Annotated in this window: 18 protein-coding genes and 1 pseudogene; 4 read left to right on the top strand and 15 right to left on the bottom strand. The window is 60.0% G+C overall.

Translation table 11 applies throughout. The features are described 5' to 3' along the window. Positions 1-61 precede the first annotated feature (61 nt). On the bottom strand, positions 62-1,027 hold the full coding sequence (tal, locus tag FHT78_RS21610; protein ID WP_183748506.1) for a transaldolase: 966 nt from the start codon (positions 1,025-1,027) through the stop codon (positions 62-64). Positions 1,028-1,458: 431 nt separating this feature from the next. On the opposite strand from tal, the gene FHT78_RS21605 reads away from it, so the two are divergent. After that, positions 1,459-2,442, top strand: coding sequence for a sugar-binding transcriptional regulator (locus tag FHT78_RS21605; RefSeq protein ID WP_183748504.1), 984 nt, complete (start codon positions 1,459-1,461; stop codon positions 2,440-2,442). A gap of 24 nt (positions 2,443-2,466) precedes the next feature. On the opposite strand, the gene FHT78_RS21600 is transcribed toward FHT78_RS21605, so the two are convergent. Next, positions 2,467-3,339, bottom strand: a complete 873-nt coding sequence (locus tag FHT78_RS21600; RefSeq protein WP_183748502.1) for a bifunctional helix-turn-helix domain-containing protein/methylated-DNA--[protein]-cysteine S-methyltransferase — start codon at positions 3,337-3,339, stop codon at positions 2,467-2,469. Positions 3,340-3,408: 69 nt separating this feature from the next. Beyond that, positions 3,409-3,906, bottom strand: coding sequence for a DUF2244 domain-containing protein (locus FHT78_RS21595; RefSeq protein WP_183748860.1), 498 nt, complete (start codon positions 3,904-3,906; stop codon positions 3,409-3,411). A 22-nt stretch (positions 3,907-3,928) separates the two neighbouring features. On the opposite strand from FHT78_RS21595, the gene nth reads away from it, so the two are divergent. Beyond that, positions 3,929-4,708 (top strand): endonuclease III, encoded by a 780-nt coding sequence (gene nth, locus FHT78_RS21590; RefSeq protein WP_246715396.1) that lies wholly within the window; start codon positions 3,929-3,931, stop codon positions 4,706-4,708. Here the strand turns inward: nth and FHT78_RS21585 are convergent. Together FHT78_RS21585 and FHT78_RS21580 are read right to left on the bottom strand one after the other, a co-directional pair. Beyond that, positions 4,673-4,912: pseudogene (locus tag FHT78_RS21585) on the bottom strand (TetR/AcrR family transcriptional regulator); the annotation flags it as partial. The gene nth and the pseudogene FHT78_RS21585 overlap by 36 nt on opposite strands. A 9-nt stretch (positions 4,913-4,921) precedes the next feature. Then, entirely contained in the window at positions 4,922-5,635 is a 714-nt protein-coding gene (locus FHT78_RS21580) for a sulfate transporter family protein (RefSeq protein WP_183748498.1), read from the bottom strand. A 235-nt stretch (positions 5,636-5,870) separates the two neighbouring features. Between FHT78_RS21580 and FHT78_RS21575 the strand changes: the two genes are divergently transcribed. Beyond that, positions 5,871-6,725 carry a MurR/RpiR family transcriptional regulator gene (locus FHT78_RS21575; RefSeq protein ID WP_183748496.1) on the top strand — a complete coding sequence of 285 codons (855 nt, stop codon included), beginning with the start codon at positions 5,871-5,873 and terminating at the stop codon, positions 6,723-6,725. Between the two features lies 1 nt (position 6,726). On the opposite strand, the gene FHT78_RS21570 is transcribed toward FHT78_RS21575, so the two are convergent. From FHT78_RS21570 to FHT78_RS21530, 9 genes are all read right to left on the bottom strand, one after another. Then, positions 6,727-8,310, bottom strand: coding sequence for an FGGY-family carbohydrate kinase (locus FHT78_RS21570; protein WP_183748494.1), 1,584 nt, complete (start codon positions 8,308-8,310; stop codon positions 6,727-6,729). Continuing rightward, the gene (locus FHT78_RS21565; RefSeq protein WP_183748492.1) at positions 8,310-8,999 is read right to left on the bottom strand and encodes an HAD family hydrolase; all 690 of its coding nucleotides are present in this window, start codon (positions 8,997-8,999) and stop codon (positions 8,310-8,312) included. The genes FHT78_RS21570 and FHT78_RS21565 overlap by 1 nt, the downstream gene beginning before the upstream one ends. A gap of 88 nt (positions 9,000-9,087) precedes the next feature. Further along, entirely contained in the window at positions 9,088-10,569 is a 1,482-nt protein-coding gene (locus tag FHT78_RS21560; RefSeq protein WP_183748491.1) for a mannitol dehydrogenase family protein, read from the bottom strand. A gap of 106 nt (positions 10,570-10,675) precedes the next feature. Continuing rightward, complete coding sequence (locus FHT78_RS21555) at positions 10,676-11,674, bottom strand: ABC transporter ATP-binding protein (protein WP_183748489.1); 999 nt, start codon at positions 11,672-11,674, stop codon at positions 10,676-10,678. Between the two features lie 18 nt (positions 11,675-11,692). Further along, positions 11,693-12,523 (bottom strand): carbohydrate ABC transporter permease, encoded by an 831-nt coding sequence (locus tag FHT78_RS21550; protein WP_183748487.1) that lies wholly within the window; start codon positions 12,521-12,523, stop codon positions 11,693-11,695. 1 nt (position 12,524) lies between these two features. Further along, positions 12,525-13,397 carry a sugar ABC transporter permease gene (locus FHT78_RS21545; protein ID WP_183748486.1) on the bottom strand — a complete coding sequence of 291 codons (873 nt, stop codon included), beginning with the start codon at positions 13,395-13,397 and terminating at the stop codon, positions 12,525-12,527. A gap of 132 nt (positions 13,398-13,529) precedes the next feature. Next, positions 13,530-14,840, bottom strand: a complete 1,311-nt coding sequence (locus FHT78_RS21540; RefSeq protein ID WP_183748484.1) for a sugar ABC transporter substrate-binding protein — start codon at positions 14,838-14,840, stop codon at positions 13,530-13,532. 145 nt (positions 14,841-14,985) lie between these two features. Further along, the gene (locus FHT78_RS21535; protein WP_183748482.1) at positions 14,986-15,939 is read right to left on the bottom strand and encodes a sugar-binding transcriptional regulator; all 954 of its coding nucleotides are present in this window, start codon (positions 15,937-15,939) and stop codon (positions 14,986-14,988) included. Positions 15,940-16,038: 99 nt separating this feature from the next. Continuing rightward, complete coding sequence (locus FHT78_RS21530) at positions 16,039-16,617, bottom strand: exopolysaccharide biosynthesis protein (protein ID WP_183748859.1); 579 nt, start codon at positions 16,615-16,617, stop codon at positions 16,039-16,041. A gap of 261 nt (positions 16,618-16,878) precedes the next feature. On the opposite strand from FHT78_RS21530, the gene FHT78_RS21525 reads away from it, so the two are divergent. Then, a complete protein-coding gene (locus tag FHT78_RS21525) occupies positions 16,879-17,790 on the top strand; it encodes an ROK family protein (RefSeq protein ID WP_183748480.1) in 912 nt (303 codons plus the stop codon). Positions 17,791-17,847: 57 nt separating this feature from the next. Here FHT78_RS21525 and FHT78_RS21520 read toward each other — a convergent pair whose 3' ends face one another. Then, on the bottom strand, positions 17,848-19,752 hold the full coding sequence (locus tag FHT78_RS21520; RefSeq protein WP_183748478.1) for a family 20 glycosylhydrolase: 1,905 nt from the start codon (positions 19,750-19,752) through the stop codon (positions 17,848-17,850). Between the last annotated feature and the right edge of the window lie 71 nt (positions 19,753-19,823).

Raw genomic sequence — 19,823 nt, 5'->3', positions numbered from 1 at the left:
TGAAAAAGGCGCGGCTGCCAGCGGCAGCTGCGCCTTTCGTCAAAGTGCGGCTTGCGCAGCCTTACGCAGCAGCGAGTTGCAGCTCCTTGCGGACCTGGCTTCGCAGCGTGCCGAGATCCTTTGCGAATGCACGGATGCCTTCTGCGAGCTTTTCCGTCGCCATGGCATCCTCGTTCATCATCCAGCGGAAGGTCTTCTCATCGACCGTGACCTTCGCAGCCGGCTTGATCGTTTCCGGCGACAGCTTGCGCTCGAGCTTGCCCTGATCGTTCGACAGCTCGTCGAGCAGGTTGGGAGCAATCGTCAGACGATCGCAACCCGCCAGCGCTTCGATTTCGCCGGTGTTGCGGAAGGATGCGCCCATGACGACGGTCTTGATGTCGTTGGCCTTGTAGTAATTGTAGATGTCGCGAACGGACAGAACGCCCGGATCTTCTTCGGCGGTGAAATCCTTGCCGGTCGACTTCTTGTACCAGTCGAGAATGCGGCCGACGAAGGGCGAGATCAGGAACACGCCGGCGTCAGCGCAGGCAATGGCCTGGGCCTTGGAGAAAAGCAGGGTCAGATTGCAGTCGATGCCTTCCTTCTGAAGGATTTCGGCGGCGCGAATGCCTTCCCAGGTGGAAGCGAGCTTGATGAGGATGCGATCCTTCTCGATGCCGCGCTCCTTGTAGGCAGCGATGATGCTGCGCGCCTTCTTGAGCGAAGCTTCGGTATCGAAGGAGAGGTCGGCATCGACTTCGGTCGAAACGCGGCCGGGAACGAGCTTTACGAGGGCAGAACCGACGGAGATAGCAAGGCGATCGGCAACGGCTGCGGCCGCTGCATCGGCGTCACCGCCGAGCTTCTTGCCCCAGGCGATCGCCTCCTTCATGTCATCGGCAAACATCTCGGTGCCAAGTGCCTTGAGAACGATGGATGGGTTGGTCGTGCAATCAACCGGCTTCAGGCGAGCAACAGCCTGAATGTCACCGGTATCGGCGACGACGGTTGTGATCTCGCGGAGTTGGTCAAGCTTGGATGTCATGGTCAAAATCCTTTTTGAACTTGGACTGCGGACCGGCGCGAGTTCCGCCCGGCAAAGAGGTGATCTGAGGATCAGATGGTTTGCATGCAGCAGGCAAATAGTCGCGCGTCCGTCACGGATGATCCTTAAACGTGAGAGACATTGTCGGCGTTCCCAACGTCGGAATACAACGGCACACCGCAATCGATGCCGCGTGCGGCTGAGAGGCCGGTCGAAACTTTCCGCATTCCCGCACATTGTCCTCCTCGGACGGACAAGAACGATGTTGTCGACGACGACTATCGCCGCTCCCGCAACGAAAAGTCAAGGACATTTGTGCATTTCAATTGACATAAGTGTCACGCCCGGCATTATCGCAGGAACAAAACCGATGCCGCAATCTTATGTCATCGATGGCAAAGATCTAGGGCGAAATCGACGCGGGAGGAGATGTGGTCAAGCTGAAACGCGGCACACACACTGCTTATTCCGAAGCCTCCTCGCTCCGGCTGCGGGCCGCATGGCTCTATTACAACGAGGGCCTGACCCAGAAGGATGTCGCCGAACAGCTCGGCATCAGCCGCACGACCGTCATCCGCCTGCTCGACGAGGCGATGAAGCGCAGCGAAGTCCAGATCTGGATCAACGATTCGATCGGCGACTGCGTAGAGCTATCGGTCAAGCTGGAACGGGCCTACGGCCTCGATGAGGCGATCGTCGTGCCGGAGCCCTCCAAATGTGATGTGAATTCCCTGGCAAAGAATGTCGGCTTAGCGCTCGGTCAGTTCCTGTCGGAGGCCATTCCGGACGATTATACGATCGGCGTCGGCTGGGGCCGCACTATGACGGCCTCTCTCGCGAGCTTCCGGCCGCCACGGCGCGACAACTGCAAGATCGTCTCTCTGCTCGGCGGTATCGTCGCCGTCCACCAGACAAACCCGATCGACTACACTTGGCGCCTCGCCAACCAGCTCGGAGCGGAATGTTACATGTTCCTGGCCCCACTACTCGTCGATTCAATCGAGACCAAGCGAAACCTCATCGAAAAATGCGGATTGGATACGATCTACCGGCTGGCGGAAAACCTTGATCTCGCGATCGTCAGCTGTGGCGATATCGGCCCGCATTCGACGTCGCTGTCCGAGGGATGGATTTCGAAGGCCGAACTGCAGCAGCTGGTTGATGCCGGCTGTGTCTGCGACACTATGTTCAACTTTCTGGACAAGGACGGCAATTCCGTCGATCATTCGATCAATCAGCGGGTGATGTCGGTGGATCTCGATACTCTGAAAGAGGCGAAACATATCGTACTGTCCTCCGGCGGCGCGCACCGTGCCGTCGCGATCCGCGCAACGATCAGACGCATCGGCTGCAATACACTGATTACCGACGAGAGTGCGGCAAAAGCATTGCTGGCGCTCGCCGAAGCTGCCTGAACGGCTTCGGCTGCTTCCAATCGGTCAGGCGTGCGCCGATTCCCAGCCAAGCATGGCCCGCTTGCGGGTCAGACCCCAATGGTAACCGGTCAATGCTCCGTTTTTGCCGAGTGCACGATGGCAGGGCACGACGAAGGAGATCGGGTTGGCCCCGACTGCCGCACCGACCGCGCGCATGGCAGTCGGCCGGCCAATGTCCTTGGCGATATCGCTATAGGTCACGGCCTTGCCGAAGGGGATTTTCAGAAGGCTCTGCCAGACGCTGACCTGAAAATCCGTGCCGATCAGCACGACCCGCAGCGGCTGGTCCGACGTCCAGCGGCCCGGTTGGAAGATACGCTCGGCATAAGGCGCCGTCGCTTGGCGGTCCTCCACATATTCCGCATTCGGCCAACGGCAGGTCATATCCTCAAGGCAGGCCTTTTCATCACCGGAATCGCTGAAGGCGAGGCCCGCAAGACCACGGTCCGTCACCATGACGAGAGCCGTGCCGAAGGGGCAGGTATGGAACCCGTAACGGATCGTCAGCCCGCCGCCCTTCGCCTTCCATTCGCCCGGCGACATTGCCTCGTGCGTCACAAACAGGTCGTGCAGGCGGCTCGGGCCTGAGAGACCGACCTCGATGGAGGTTTCGAGCAGCGGCATTTCCTCCTGGCGCAGCAGCCGTTTGGCGTGGTCGAGCGTCACGGCCTGCAGGAACGCCTTGGGAGAAAGGCCGGCCCAGCGGGTAAAGGTCTTCTGAAGCTGCGTCGGCGACTGGTTCAGCCGTGCGGCAATCGCCTCCAGCGACGGCTGGTCGCGATATTCTTCGCTGATGAGTTCGATGACCTGGCGGACAGTATTATAGTCCGGGCCTGCGGGGGTAATATCCGTATCGAGCTTCGCGATCATGTTCATCGTTTTTCTCCTTTACAAAGGAGATAATCAAGGCCGGGCGGCCAAACCACCCGTTTCTTGCGCGATATTTCAGATCCGCTGTTTTACCGTTGCAAGTGCGCGCTTGAAGGCCTTGGCGAAGCTTTCGCGATCGTCGGGATTGAGGAAAGAGCCGACATCCGTGCGCTTGCCCTCCCCGAAAATATGCATGGAGAGAATGCCGATCTCCTGATGCCGCCGCACGAGAAAACGCGTCCAGAACGGATTGAAGTGGTGCTCGATCATTCGGCCGGACGGAGAGAACTTGCGTATCGAAACGTCCGTCCGCGAAACCGTCACCTCTTCCCGCACTTTGCCGGACCGGTAATTGAGCCAGAAGGCGCCGTAGAGCAGCAGGAAGTCCAGCCCGAAAAAGAAGCCGATCGGCCAAGCGCCGGTTAGGATGAAGAACATGCCGTACACGAAGCAGATGGCGCCGGAAATTATGAGCAACAGTTTGAAACCCTTCCGTCCGAGGGAGCGGTAGGGAAAGAGCTCAGCTGCGAAAACAGGCTGCTCGTTGCGGCCGTCGGCGTTGCTTTCCATCATGGCCGTTGAGTATAGATTTTCCATGGCCAATCCGAAACTCAAATCCGTCGGCAAACCGTCGCAAAACTCGAATGTGATCGTCCGCCGCAAGCCGGCGGCGGTGAAGACAGCCTATTCGCTTTCCGAGCGCGAGGAGATTTTCCGCCGCTTCTCGATCCAGCGACCCGAGCCGCGCGGCGAGCTGGAACATACCAACCCCTTCACCCTCGTCGTGGCGGTAGCACTCTCCGCGCAGGCGACCGATGCCGGCGTCAACAAGGCGACACGGGCACTCTTCAAGGTCGCCGACACGCCGCAGAAAATGCTCGATCTCGGCGAGGAGAGGCTGCGCGAATACATCAGGACGATCGGCCTTTATCGCAACAAGGCGAAGAACGTCATTGCGCTCTCGCAGATGCTGGTCGATGAATTCGGCGGTAAGGTGCCGGAGACGCGCGAAGAGTTGGTTCGCCTGCCGGGCGTCGGCCGCAAGACCGCCAATGTCGTACTCTCAATGGGCTTCGGCCAGGCGACGATGGCGGTTGACACCCATATCTTTCGCATCGCCAACCGCATCAGGCTGGCCCCCGGAAAGACCCCCGACGAGGTGGAAGAGCGACTGATGAAGGTTGTTCCGAAGCACTACCTCTATCACGCCCATCACTGGCTGATCCTGCATGGCCGCTATACCTGCAAGGCCCGTCGCCCGGAATGCGAACGCTGCGTCATCGCCGATATCTGTAAGTCGCCGGAGAAGAGCAGCGATATCCCCGCACCTTTGGTCCAGCTACCGCCGCAGGTGATCGGCGAGGCCGTCGAGTAGGGCAGCTATCCCCTGCTCGTAGTCCTCACGGCCACCGCCTGCTTCGATGGCGATCGCCGCGCGATCGAAAGCGGCGGACAGCATCGTCGTCAATGGTCCGAGCAAACTGGCCTGTGGCGGCAAAGCCTCGAGCCCTGCCCGCAATGTCGCTTCCGCATTCTCGGCGTCGATCTGTGCCGTCGTGGGCAGGCCGAGCACGGCTGGCGTGAAAAACTAAACTCGGAAATCGGGATCTCGCGCCGAGATCAGCTTGTGCAGATGCACCATCATGCCTGCGGCAAAGAGCGGCGTGAGAAGGTTGACAATGGGAATCGCCAGGAAAAGTGCAATTACCAGACCGCCAAGAAAGACGGTCGGACTATGCTTGGCGCGAAACAGCCGCGCCTCCGGCGGCGATCGGAACCGCATCGCCGCGAATTCGAAGAATTCCCGGCCCAGCAGATAGCCGTTCACGAGGAAGAAGGCGACGAGATTGACGCCGGGAATGAAGAGCAGGAACAGCGCGATAATATTGCCGATGGTCACGACGCCGAGGAATTTGATCGAGCTTGCCATCGCCGGGCCGAGCGGCATGGCCTTGCCCGGTGCATCCTGCGGATAGTCCTTTTTTTCGGTCACCTCAGCGACATCGTCGAGAAAGAGGCCGGCAATCAGCGCCGTAACTGGCGAGAGCAGTAGCGCCAGCCCAAGCGCAAGGCCGACACCGGCAGCGATCAGGAAAACAAAGCTGAGCCAGCCGGCCCAGTCAGGCATCTCGGGAAAGAACCCGGCCATCCAGGGAAAGACGAAGGTGATGAACAGGCCGCGCAGCGCGAACCACAAGCCAATCAGCACCAGCACCGTCAGTCCCAGAACCTTCCAGAAAACCGACCGGGTCTCCGGCGCAAACAGGTTGGCAAGCGAAAGGCGAGCGGCGTCAAGGATCATTCTCTGGCATCTCCGTTACGCGGCGTGATGTAGGGAGTCGGGATCCTCCCGGCAAGTCAGTTGAAAATTACATGCTTGAATAGAAAACTTGTCGAAAATTACATGCTAATATATAGTTCTCAAAGTTGGAAATACGTGTGGGCCTAAGAAGAGCTTCCGGACAATATTAAGAAACAAGGATTCGGCTGCGCATGAATCCACGGAAGGCCTCTGAGGAAATGGGGGAGGCTGCGGCGTGGAAGACTTTGTAGAGAAGCTTAGGCAATACGCGAAATCCGGCACGCCTGCCGAACGACGCATCGCGAAATATTTCACCGAACATTTAAACGACCTGCCGTTCGAAACCGCTGCGTCGGTTGCCGACCGGCTTGATCTTTCGCCGATGACGGTCGGCCGTTTTCTGCGAGCGCTCGGCTATCAGGGGCTGGACAGTGTCAAGGTGGAGATCCGAGAAACGGCTACGACCTCACCCGTCCAGTTCCAAAATTCTATGACGGAGTTGCAGACGGATGCATCGGAGGGCAAGGCACTCGCCGTTCTCGTGGCCGAACAGATACAGGCGCTGCATCACATCTATCATCTGACCGCACAGCCGCATTGGGCCGAAGCCGTCGCGCTGATCGGCGCCTCCAGAGAGGTCTTCGTCGCTACCCATGCCAGACTTGCCGGGTTCTCCAATCATTTCTGCCAGCGACTGACCCTGGCTCGCGACGGCGTACGTGCGATCGACGGCGCGGGAAACCGCTTCGCGGAGCTTTTCGCCCGTTCCTTCGTCGAGGACGCCGTGCTCGTCATCATCGATTGTCGCCGCTTCGCCAGGTCACGGCTGCTTGCGCGCACTGCCCGGCGTTACGGCTACAAGGTAATCCTGATTTCCGCTCAACATGCGGATTGGCTGCCCGAACAGTCGAACGTCGTCCTGCCTTTGCCGTCTGCCCGCGCGCAGGACGCGGATAACCTGCCACCGCTGATCGCCTTGCTCGACTGTCTGGCCGAGGCGGTCATTTTGGGTGCCGGTGAAGAGGCGAGCCAGCGCCGCCGACGCATGGTGGAATTCGCAACGATCCTCGGGGAAACGGCAAACCACTGAACTATTCCATCGCCTCCAGCTCCGCCCGATGGCGATACATGGCAAGAAAGCGACGATAGTCGCGGTCGTAACGCGCCCGCTTGCCCCTGTCGGGAAGCCGCTCGGAGCCACCCGGATACATCGCCTTGCCAGCCGCCGCCAAATCCTCGTGTAGGCGACAGGCAACCGATGCGGCGATCGCGGTGCCGAGCAGGACCCCCTCGTTCATATCAGGCACGATGACCTTGCAGCCCGTCACATCCGAATAGAGCTCCATCAGAATGGGGTTCTTCACATGCCCGCCGGCCACATGCAGCGTATCCGGCACGTAGCCGTGTTCCCTCATCTGTTCGAGGATGTGACGGATGCCGAGCGCAATCCCGATCGCGGTTCGCCAATAGAGCGCACAGAGCCCGTCGAAGGACGTATCGAGCGTCAGGCCGCTGATGACGCCGACCGCGTGCGGATCGGCCAGTGGCGACCGATTGCCGTGGAAATCCGGAAGAATGGAGATCCGGGCACCGAGCGCATCGCCTTCTTCTGCTCTGAGTTCAGCGATGCGGGCAACGATCCTCTGATGCAGCGCCGCGGTCGGCTCCCCGCCGGCAGCGTGCATGCGCACGATATGATCGAGCAGCGCACCGGCCGCCGATTGGCCGGCTTCGACGAGCCAGGACTGCGGAAAAACCGCCTCGTAATAAGGCCCCCACATTCCCTGGCTTGGCTTTCGCTCGCGGGAAAAGGCGACAATGCAGCTCGATGTTCCCGCAATCAGCGCAAGCTGCTGCTCGAGCTTCGCAGGATCGGCAACATAGCTGCTGAGTGCACCGAGAGCGCCGGCATAGGCATCAATCATTCCGGCCGAGACGTCGCAATCGGTAGTCAGGCCCAATGCTTCGGCTGCTTGCGGCGTCAGTTTACCGATGCTTTCGCCGACTGCCACCGTCTCGTCCGGCAGATGGCCGCGCGCCAGCAGATCCTCAAGACCGATCTGCTGCAGGAAATCCTCCTGCCAGCCTTTTTCTTTATGCGCCAGGTAATTCCATTTGGCCGTCAGCGTGCAGCGGGACCGGGCAAGTGAACCGGTCGCCTTCCATGTCAGGAAATCGGCAAGGTCGAAGAAATAACCGGCTTTCTCCCAGGTCGCCGGTAGGCTCTTCTTCAGCCAGATCAGCTTCGGCATTTCCATTTCCGGCGACATCACATTGCCGGAATGTTCAAGCACCTCATGCCTGGTCGCCGTACAGAAATCAGCTTCCTTCAGCGCCCGATGGTCGAGCCAGACGATCGTATCGAACCGTGTCTCGCCGCCGGTGGAAACGCTGATCTGCCTGCCTTCTGTATCGCGCACCACAAGGGAGCAGGTGGCATCGAAACCAATCGCGCCGATTGCGGCAGCCCCGATGCCGGATTTGCCCATAGCCGTACGCACCGCAGTGCAAACGGCCGACCATATATCTTCGGAATCATGCTCGGCATGGTTCTCGCGCGGCCGGTTCATGACGACAGGATGTTCAGCCTTGCCAAGCAGGTGGCCGTGCGCATCGAAGATACCGGCGCGTGCGCTGCTCGTGCCGATATCTACCGCAACCACATGATCACGCATCAATGCTGAGTCCCGTCCAGCTTTTGTTTGCGGACAAGGTGTATCAATTCCGGCATGGCGTCAAACACGACTTCCGGTGAAAGACGGTCGAGTTCTTCACGGTAGCCGGCAAAGTTTGCATGCGAACCGCCGGTAAAGGCAAAGACCGTCATGCCCGCCGCCTTGGCTGCGGCAATACCCGCCGGACTGTCTTCGATGACGATGCAGTCACGGGGTTCCACATGCATCTGGTCGGCAGCATAGAGAAAGAGATCAGGCGCCGGCTTGCCGCGTTTGACCATGCTGGCGCTGAAGATGTTCGGCAGCTTCGGTAAGAGCCCGGTGACAGAGAGAGACAGCTTGATCCGCTCGACCTGGCTGGACGATGCAACACAGCAGGGAACGCCCAGCGCATCGATCGTATCGCCAATGCCGGGTATCGCCTTCAGCTCGGTGCGGAAGCGGGCATAGAGACTGGTACGGATGCCTTCGAGGAATTCCTCGTCGGCGTGCACGTTGAACTCCGTCTCCAATATAGAGATGAGGGTTGCGAGGCTTTTGCCGAGGAAGCGCTCATAGGCCTCGTCTTCGGTAATCGTCACGCCGAGATCGGCCATCGCCTTGAGGAGAACGCTGATCGAAATCGGTTCGCTGTCGACGAGCACGCCGTCGCAATCGAAGATGACCAGCCGTGGTTCAGCATCAGCCATGGAAGACCCAACCTGAATTCAGTTCGGACGCAACCGTCCTGCTTCGTCCGCAAGGCCGGGATGGCAGCAATGCCGCCATCATGATTCCTTACACTGCGAGCTTGCCGTCGAGATAGAGCTGCAGAGTTTCCTTCGTGCCTTTTTCCCACAGGGTTTTCAATGCGTGAGCGAAACGCTTGCGGAAAAGATCTGATTTCGCGACTTCACCGAAAATATCGTCAAAGGCGAGGAAGGCTGCCGGATCGTCCTTTGCCTTGACAGCTGCCTCGTGCAGACGTTCGGCGCTGGCATCGTTGAAGACAATGTCCTTGCCGCTGTCGCTCTTGCCGAAGAAGTAGCGGCACCAGAGCGCGGAGACGAGCGCAAGGCCAACGACATCCCTACCCTGGCGCAGGTTGTCGAGCGTCGAGGGCAGGATGAACTTCGGTTGGCGGTTGGAGCCGTCCTGTGCAAGCCGCGGGATCGTATCGGCGATCTTCGGGTTGAGGAAGCGGCGTTCGATCAGCTTGAAATAATCGGCGAGCGACGTGTCCGGCACCGGTGGCACGATCGGAATGATCTCCTCGTTTTCCAGCTTGGCGAGGAAGGCGCGGATCAGATCGTTTTCCATCGATTCATGGACGAAATGAATGTCCATCAGCGCTGCCGGATAGGCGATCGCCGCATGGCCGCCATTCAGGATGCGGATCTTCATATGCTCATAGGGCGTGACGTCCGGTACGAAAGTGACGCCGACCTTTTCAAGCGCCGGGCGGCCCATCGGGAACTTGTCTTCCAGCACCCACTGCTTGAACTCTTCGCAATAGACCGGCCAATTGTCCTCGATGCCGAAATTGTCTTTGAGGAAATCGATCTCGCGCTGGCTGGTCGCCGGCGTGATGCGGTCCACCATGCCGTTGGGGAAGGAGACGTTGGTCTTGATCCAGTCGGCAAAGGCAGGATCGGAAAGCTTGGCCGTTCCGACGACGGCATTCGCAGTGACGACGCCATTATGGGGAATGTTATCGCAAGACATAACGGTGAAGGGCTCGATGCCCTTGTCTTTACGCGCCTTCAGGCCGGCAACGATCAGACCGAAGACCGTCTTCGGCGTCGCCGGGTTCTGGCCGTCGGCGGCGATCGCCGGATGCGCCGGATTGAACTTGCCCGAGGCATCGATGAAGTAACCGCCTTCGGTGATCGTCATTGAGACGATCCGGATCTCAGGATCGGCGAGTTTGGCGATGATAACAGCGGGTTCGCCGACCGGCAGGATATCGATCATCGGCCCGGTCACGCGCGCCGCCGTCTTGTTGTTGTCCTGCTCAACGACAGTCGTCAGGAAATCCTGCGCCGCGAGCTTGTCGCGCATGGCCGCGTCCGAGGGCAGGACGCCGGCGCCGATGATGGCCCAGTTGTGGTCGCTACCGGCATTGAAGAGATCGTCGAGATAGATTGCCTGGTGGGCGCGATGGAAATTGCCGACGCCGAAGTGCACGATGCCGGCTTTCAGCGACGCCCGCTCATAGGCCGGAATGGCTGCAGTCTTTGCTGCCTCGGCGAGCGTTGCCAGCGATAGTTTGCACGTCATGTTTCAGTCCTCTTGAAGGTCTTGCGAAAAAGGGCGTTCGTCCTCCCGGTAGCGCGGGCCGGACGAGACCGCCCGGTCCGCATGTCTCCCCCAGCCGGCGGCCGCCTCAAATCGCGAGGCCGCCCTCGTTGAATTTATGAATGCGCGTCTTGTCCGGCGTCAGATAAACCGTGTCCCCGGCCTTGGAAGCAAAATCGCCGTTGCTGCGCGCCGTCAGCATCCCGATTCCATCGACATCGACGTGCAGGAACGTGTCGGAGCCGAGATGTTCGGCCACCATGACCCTGCCCTTCCAGTCGCCGCTTTCGGTCGACAGCAGCACATGTTCGGGACGGATGCCGATCGTGTGCGCATTGACCTGCGCAGCATTATGCCCGTTGATGAAGTTCATTTTCGGCGAGCCGATGAAGCCTGCAACGAAGAGGTTTCGCGGGCTGCGGTAGAGCTCCAGGGGCGAACCGACCTGCTCGATATTGCCCCTGTTCAACACCACGATCTTGTCGGCCATAGTCATGGCTTCCACCTGATCGTGGGTGACATAGATCATCGTGGTCTTCAGCTGCTGGTGCAGCTCGCTGATCTCGATGCGCATGTTGACGCGCAGCGCCGCGTCGAGGTTCGACAGCGGCTCATCGAACAGGAAGGCCGACGGCTGGCGCACGATGGCACGGCCGATGGCAACGCGCTGGCGCTGGCCACCCGAGAGCTGGCGCGGCTTGCGATCCAGATAATCGCCAAGGTTCAGGACGCGCGCGGCATCTGTCACCTTGCGGTCGATCTCCGCCTTGTCCATGCCGGCCATCTTCAGCGGGAAGGCGATGTTGTTGTGCACGCTCATATGCGGATAGAGCGCATAGGACTGGAAGACCATCGCCAGACCCCGCTCGGACGGCGCCTTTTCGGTCGCGTCCTTGCCGTCGATGACGATCTTGCCGCCGGAGACGTCTTCGAGGCCGGCGATCAGGCGCAGCAGCGTAGACTTGCCGCAGCCCGACGGGCCGACGAAGACGACGAATTCGCCGTCCCTGATATCGAGATCAATCGAAGGGATGACCTTGGCTTCGCCGAAGACCTTCGAAACCTTTTGAAGGGTAATGCTGCCCATGTTTCTCTCCCTATGATCTTATTTCACCGCGCCGAAGGTCAGGCCGCGGACAAGTTGTTTCTGGCTGAACCAGCCGAGGATGAGGATCGGCGCAATCGCCATGGTCGAAGCCGCCGAAAGCTTGGCATAGAACAGGCCTTCCGGGCTCGAATAGGAGGCGATGAAGGCTGTCAGCGGTGCCGCCTTGGAGGCTGTCAGGTTCAGCGTCCAGAAGGCCTCGTTCCAGGCAAGAATGATGTTGAGCAGCAGCGTCGAGGCAATGCCCGGCACCGCCATCGGCGTCAGCACGTAGGCAATTTCCTTGGCGAGCGATGCTCCGTCCATGCGCGCGGCTTCGAGGATCTCGCCGGGAATTTCCTTGAAGTAGGTGTAGAGCATCCAGACGATGATCGGCAGATTGATCAGCGTCAACACCATAACCAGGCCGGTGCGCGTATCGAGCAGGCCCGAATTGCGGAACATCAGGTAGATCGGGATGAGCGCGCCGACCGGCGGCATCATCTTCGTCGACAGCATCCACATCAGCACGTCCTTCGTCCGCTTGGTCGGCGCAAAGGCCATGGCCCAGGCGGCCGGAATGGCGATGATGAGGCCGATCAGTGTCGAGCCGAAGGAGATCACCACGGAATTCATGAAGTGGCTGAGGTAGTTGGAGCGGCTCTGCACTTCCGCATAGTTCTCCGTCGTCCAGTGGAAGAACAGGAACTGCGGCGGCGAGGCAATGGCGTCCGCTTCCGACTTGAAGCTCGTCAGGAACGTCCAGAGGATCGGGAAGAAGATCAGGATGCCGAGCGCCCAGGCGATCGCGGTCATGATGACCTTGCGTTGGGTGGTAACCTTTCTAGCCATCTCAAGCCTCCAGATTCTTGCCGACGAGGCGCACGAGGAAGATCGCAACGATATTGGCAAGCACGACCGCGACAATACCGCCTGCGGAGGCTCCGCCGATATCGAACTGCAGCAGTGCCTGCGCATAGACGAGATAGGTGAGGTTCGTGCTCTGCGTGCCCGGGCCGCCATTGGTGGTGACCAGGATCTCGGCGAAGACCGACAGCAGGAAAATCGTCTGGATAAGGATGACGACGGTGATGGCACGGGCCATATGCGGCAGGATGATGTAGATGAATTTCGAGATCGCGCCGGCGCCATCCATCTCGGCGGCTTCCTTCTGCTCCTCATCGAGCGACTGCAGCGCTGTGAGCAGTATCAGCGTGGCAAAGGGAAGCCACTGCCAGGCGACGATCAGAATGACGGAGAGCAGCGGTACGGTGGCAAGCCAGTCGATTGGCTGCAGGCCGACAGCCTTCGCCATATAGGCGAAGAGGCCGTTGACCGGGTTCATGAACATGTTTTTCCAGACAAGAGCCGCCACCGTCGGCATGACGAAGAAGGGCGCAATGACCAGGATGCGGACAATGCCCTGGCCGTAAATCTGCTGGTCGAGCAGCAATGCGAAGAGAATGCCGCCAATCACAGTGATGAGTAGCACGCCGGCAACCAGGACCAGCGTGTTGATGAGTGCTGCGAAGAAGGCCGGGTCGGTGAGGAAGTATTGGTAGTTTAAGAGACCGACGAAATTCTCCATGCCCGGGCTGAGCAGATTGTAGTTCAGCAGGGAGAAGTAAATCGTCATCGCCAGCGGGACGATCATCCACGCGAAGAGCAGCACCACGGAAGGTGCTATCATCAGGCGTGCTGCGGAGCGAGTGTGGAACGTTGCCATAGCAATCACCGGTCTGATCTGAAGCGGAAACGGCTGCGAAACAGCTTTGAAAAAAGGGCCGCCGATGCAGTTCGGGCAATCGGCGGCCCGGAGGTGCGGAATGCCAAGCATTCCGTACATTCTCAGGAGGTTTTACTTGATGTAGCCCGCTTTGGTCATTTCGCGGGTAGTCAGTTGCTGCGCGCTCTGCAGGGCCTGGTCGACCGAGATCTGGCCGGCAAGGGCTGCGGAGAACTGCTGGCCGACGGCCGTGCCGATGCCCTGGAATTCCGGGATCGCCACGAACTGGACGCCGACATAGGGAACCGGCTTGACAGTCGGCTTGGTCGGGTCTGCGGAGTTGATGCTGTCGAGCGTCATCTTCGCAAACGGAGCAGCCTTCTGGTAATCAGCATTCGCATAGAGCGAGCTGCGTGTGCCGGGAGGTGCGTTCAGCCAGCCTTCCTTTTCAGCCACGAGATTGGTGTAATCCTTGCTCGTTGCCCAGGCGATGAACTTCTCGGCTGCTTCAGACTTCTGCGAGCCTGCCGGTATGGCGAGGTTCCAGGCCCAGAGCCAGTTGCCGCGCTTGCCGAGGCCCTTGTCCGGAGCCAGCGCAAAGCCGACCTTGTCGGCAACCTGCGACTGCTTCGGATCGGCCACGAAGGAAGCAGCAACCGTTGCGTCGATCCACATGCCGCATTTGCCGGTCTGGAAGAGCGCCAGGTTTTCGTTGAAGCCGTTGGAAGAAGCGCCGGGAGGGCCGGCTTCCTTCATCAGGTTCACGTAGAAGGTCAGCGTGTCCTTCCACTCAGGCTGATCGAACTGCGGTTTCCACTTTTCATCGAACCAGCGGGCGCCGAAAGAGTTCGACATAGCCGTCAGGAAGGCCATGTTTTCACCCCAACCGGCCTTGCCGCGCAGGCAGATGCCGTAGATTTCCTTATCCTTGTTGGTGATCTTCTTCGCAGCGTCCGCGATGAAGTCCCAGGTCGGCGCATCGGGCATCTTCAAGCCGGCAGCGTCGAACAGGTCCTTGCGGTACATGACCATGGAGCTTTCGCCGTAGAACGGAGCTGCATAGAGCTTGCCGTCCTGGCTGATGCCGCTGCGGATGGCCGGCAGCAGGTCATTCACGTCGTAGCTGTCGCCGAGATTGTCCAGCGGCAGGAGCCAGCCCTGCTTTGCCCAGATCGGAACTTCATAGGTGCCGATCGTCAGCACGTCATACTGGCCGCCCTTTGTTGCAATGTCGGTCGTGACCTTCTGGCGCAGTACGTTTTCTTCGAGGGTTACCCATTCAAGGTCGATGCCGGGATTCTTCGCCTTGAAGTCATCCGTCAGCTTCTGCATCCGGATCATGTCGCCGTTGTTCACGGTCGCGATCGTCAGCGTCTCGGCCGAAGCCATGCCGGCAAACGCCATCGCTGAGCAGGCGCCCAGCAGGAAAGTTCTCAATGTCATATCTTCCTCCCAGAAGATGGATGTGAGCATTCGCTTTGCTCATGGGCAATTACTCATCAGCGGGGGAAATTTGTCAATTGGCAATCGTTGCTGCGATGCCGAACGATCGACCTATAACATTGATTCGAAATGATAATATTTTTGCTCAGATGCTGAGCAAAAACTCAGCCGTCTCTTCGTCGGTAATCAAACCGTTCACCTGATGGCCTGTGATGGCTGCCCTGATCGCCTTGAACTTGCGCTTGCCCTTGGCAATTCCGATGACTGTGGACGAATCGCGCGGCGGGATCGGGGCGGAGGCAACACGCTCGTTGATAGGGTTGTCGAGCAGCCTGCCGTCCGCGTCGAAAATCCAGCCGCAGATTTCACCCACGGCGCCGCCGCTCATCAGCTCCATCATCTCGTCTTTTTCGAGGAACCCATCGACGCAGAGCGGGCCGTCGATGCCGAGTTCGCCGATACCGACGAAGGTCACATCCGCCTGCGCGCTGATCGCCAGCGTCGAGCGCACGAGCTGCTGGCCGTGCAGAAGCTCCCGCTCCTCCGCCGAGGTCACGAGAACCGGCAGCGGCATCGGATAGTGCCGCGCCTTGACGGCATCGGCCATGCTGAAAATCACGTTGTAATAGGCAGCCGACCCATCGGGCGCGATATTGCCGGTCAGCGAAACGATGCGGTGATTGGGACATTCGATCGCCGGCAGCTGGTCGACAGCCGCTTTCAGCGTTCGCCCGGTACCGACGGCGAGTACGATCGGATCGGGGCGTTTCAGCCAGCGCTCGATTTCGGAAGCAGCCGCTTCGGCAATGCCGACCGTCGTGGACGATGAGCCCGGATCGCTCGGAACGATCTCGACATGCCGCAGACCGAATTTCTTGCGCAGCTGATTTGCGAGTTCGAGGCAGGCGGCAATCGGGTGGTCGAGCCGCACCTTGATCAACCGCTCGGCCACAGCAAGCGAAACGAGCCGCTGCGCCGATTGCCTCGAAATACCCATGGCGGATGCAATTTCATCCTGCGTGCGGCCGGCGACATAATAGAGCCAGCCGGCGCGCGCCGCGTCATCCAGCCGTCCGGAAGTCTCCGCTTTTTTAGCCATGTGTTGCCGCCAATAATTCGTTTTGAGTCTGTCTGGCGCCAGATCAAAACAAAAATCGGGCAAATGTCGAGGGCGTTGAAAAAGTCAGCAGTCGCTTCCTTACCCGAACCACTTCATGACGACGTAGATGGCCGCCTTGACGAGACCGTAGATCACTCCGCCTGCGACGGCGAGCGAGACCGCCGTCATGACGAAGCCGAGAAGCGAAAACAATCCGTCTCGCCCAAGAATCGCAAAGGCGAAGATGGAAATCGCGATCGCCGGCAGGATATTGCCGAGCGGTACCGGCAGCACCAGAACGATCGCCAGCACCAGGCAGCAGAAGCCCGCCAAATACTCTGCAGGCGGCTCGGCGAGAATACCGAGCCGCGGCTGCAGCATGCGCTCGGCCCGGGCAAGCCAGGGGTGGATGCGCCCGACGATCGTCTCGAAATCCTCCCGTCGCATGGAGCGCGCCGCAATCGCCTTCGGCAGCCACGGCTTCAGTCCGAAAGTGAGTTGCGCAGCAAGGAAGATCAGCGGAGCGCCGAGCAGCGAGGATGTGCCGGGTGGAGTCGGAAAGGCGTTCGGCAGTGCGAAAATCAGCATGAGCGCACCGATCGCCCGATCGCCCATCGTCCGGAACAGGTCGCCGATCGATACGCGTTCGCGGCTCTGATCCGCCGCCATCTGCCGCAGGATGGAGGATAGCCGGCGGCCTTTCGGACGCGGCCTGCGGGCGGTGGATCTATTGTCTTCGGTATTTTCGATTGTCATGAATCCGGCATAGGCAAGTGAATAACGAAAGGTCTGCCTGTGCAATATGCCATTAGCATGACTCGGACGGATAAAATTATCGAAGCACGCGGCCGATCCCTTAGTTCAATTATCGAATAATCCTTGTAATTCCGCTCCAAGAGTGCGAGCAGACGCCAAGCAAAGACAATTGGTAGACATCAGATGATTATTTCGTTCGACATCGGAGGCTCCGCCATCAAGGGTGGAATTGGGCGTTCGGAATCCGACATCGTGCCGCTCGGCCGTCGCCCGACCCCCAAGGATAACTTCCCGGCGTTCGTCGAGACGTTGAAAAGCTTTATCGCTGAAGCCGGCGAACAGCCCTCGCGCATTGCGCTCTCGATCGCCGGAGTTGTAGACCCGGATACACAGCGCCTCATCGTCGCCAATATCCCCTGCCTTCACGACCGCAACCTCGCCGCCGACCTGGAAGCGGAACTCGCCCTGCCCGTGCTGGTCGCCAATGATGCCGATTGTTTCACCGTGGCGGAGGCCGAGCTCGGCGCCGGCAGAGGCCACCGCATCGTCTTCGGTGCCATTCTCGGCACCGGCGTTGGCGGCGGCCTCGTCTCGGATGGTCGCCTCATCAATGCGTCGGGCGGCTTTGCGGGGGAATGGGGTCACGGACCGATCATCGCGTCGCAGGCCGGCACTCCGCCCGTCGCAATCCCCGCCTATGTCTGCGGCTGCGGCCAGAAGGGCTGTGTCGATACCGTCGGTGGTGCCCGTGGTGTGGAACGCCTGCACAAGACGCTGCACGATGTCGATGTCTCCAGTGAGGAAATTATTACCGATTGGCAGAGCGGCGAGGAAAAGGCCAACCGCACCATCGATGTCTATGTCGATCTGGTCGCCTCGCCGTTGGCACTCGCCATCAACATTACAGGCGCAACCATCGTCCCTGTCGGCGGCGGCCTGTCGAATGTCGAGCCGCTGCTGGCGGAGCTGGATCAGGCAGTACGTGCCCGTATCCTGCGGAAATTCGACCGCCCGCTCGTCGTGCGCAGCGAGTGCCGCATCGAACCAGGCCTGATCGGGGCAGCACTTCTGGGCCTCAAGGCTGAGGCTGCCTAAAGCGATTCCCGCAAAAGTGCGCAGCGGTTCTGCGTTCGGAATTGCGGGAAACAGAGCTCAAAGCTTCGGCCACATCCGGACGATTGCTGCAAAACGCTGCCAGTCCTTTCGCAGACAAGGCGTCCAGGCCGCTTCCGCGACAGCCGGCAGCCGCGGAAAGACCAGCCGGTTGAAATTGGCGCGCGAGACGCCCCGGATGCAGGCTTGGATACCGCGTATCCGCCCCCTCAGCTCCTCCGGCAGTTCGCCTTCGGCTTCGTAGGCATAGGTCTTTTCCGGTGGCGTGAAGCCGGCTCGGCTCGCACCCGGCTCGTCCTCGCCTTCGGCCTGCGCCAGGTCGAGATGATAGGCCTGACCCGGCGCCATGACGATATCATAGCCGTCGCCCGCCAGTTCGATGCCGACTTCAGGCTTTTCCCAGGCCATCAGCAGCGTGCCGCCGCGATCGACCCCGCCGCCATGCGAGACCTCGTTCCAGCCGGCGAGCTTCCTGCCACGCTCCGCCAGCATGGTCTTGATCCGCCGCATAAAATGCGACTGAAGCTCGGCGGTGTCCGCCAGTTTCTCCCTGTCCATCAATGACTTGCAGGCTGGTGAGGCAAGCCAGCAGCCATGCGGCACCTCATCCCCGCCGATGTGCAGATATTCAAACGGAAAGAGCGCCACCATCTCGTCGAACACCTTGCCGAGGAACTCGTAGGTGAACTCGATCGCCGGATTGAGCGTGTTGTTGGAATAATCCTGTACCGAGCGACAGCTGTCCGGCGCCTGCTGCTCGTCGATAAGCTGCGGCAGGGCGAAAAGAGGCACCGCGCTGTGTCCGGGAATGTCGATTTCCGGCAAGACATCGATATGAAGTGCGCCAGCATGGGCGACGATCCGGCGCGCGTCGTCTTGCGTGTAATATCCCGAGCGCGTTTCGGCCACGTTACCAAGCTGCGACACCGGAACTTCGCCCGGCCCGCGCCTTGCGCTGATCTCCGTCAGTTCCGGATAGGCCTTGATCTCCAACCGCCAGGCCTCGTCGTCGGTAAGATGCCAATGGAAAATGTTGAGCTTGTTCCACGCCAGGGTATCGATCAGCCTTTCGATGTCCAAAACCGGATAGAACTGCCGCGAAACATCGAGATGACAGCCACGCCACTCATAGCGAGGCTGATCAGCTATATTGCCGAAGACGGGAAATTGGAAAGTTTCCGCGTCATGGCGTGCACCGTGCAGCAGCTGCGCGAGAGTGATCAGCCCGTAGAACCGCCCGGCCGCATCGTCGCTGGCAAGAATGATCTCCTGAGCCGTAAACCGGAGCTCGTAGGCTGCCGGCATGATCGAGGATTCCGCCTTGAACCGGATCGGTCGCCCGTTCTCAACCGGCTGCAGCGAGAAGGGCACGTCGTCGGCCGGGAAGAGCCGTTGATAGAGCGCAAGCGCCTTGGCTACCGCCTCGATATTTTCGGGACGCGAGCCGGCCGCCGGATAGAGGGCGCCGGGCGCCACCTTGTCCGGCCGCATCGCAAGAGACAACGGCCAGGGCAGCAGCGAAAAAGGTTCGACTACCTGACCTTTCGGCAAAAATTCCGGCAACGCACCGGGCTTCGCGCCGTCGTGCACGAGATCGACAACGCTGACGGGCACTTGCCGGCCGTCGGCAAGCGTAAGGTAGGCCGATTTGATGCCGGACGTGACATGCTCCGGGCCGTTCGTCAGCTCTTCCACGCTAAACCGCCAGCTATCGCCCGGCTTGATGGTCAGCCTCTCTGGCGGCGAAACCTCGTGAAAATCTGCAACGCACCGCTTGAGCACGGCGCCTTCTGCGGCATGTTCGCCCGTCGCGCGGGCGGGCGACGTATAGGCGAGCGTAAAACCGGAGAGCGGTTCGTCAGATAGGTTGAAGAACGTGAAACTGAAGCGTCCGAAGCTTCCTTCGACCGGGTTCCAGCTCGCTTCCAGACGGTAATCGGCCACAGTCATATCCTCCCTTCGACGGATATAGGGCGGTCTTTGCTCCCGTTTAGCGCCATCACCTTCTCGTCTGC

Source organism: Rhizobium sp. BK196 (assembly GCF_014193255.1).
GTDB lineage: Bacteria > Pseudomonadota > Alphaproteobacteria > Rhizobiales > Rhizobiaceae > Rhizobium.
The sequence above is the reverse complement of the archived record's forward strand: the minus strand, read 5'-3'. Positions and strand labels throughout refer to the sequence as shown.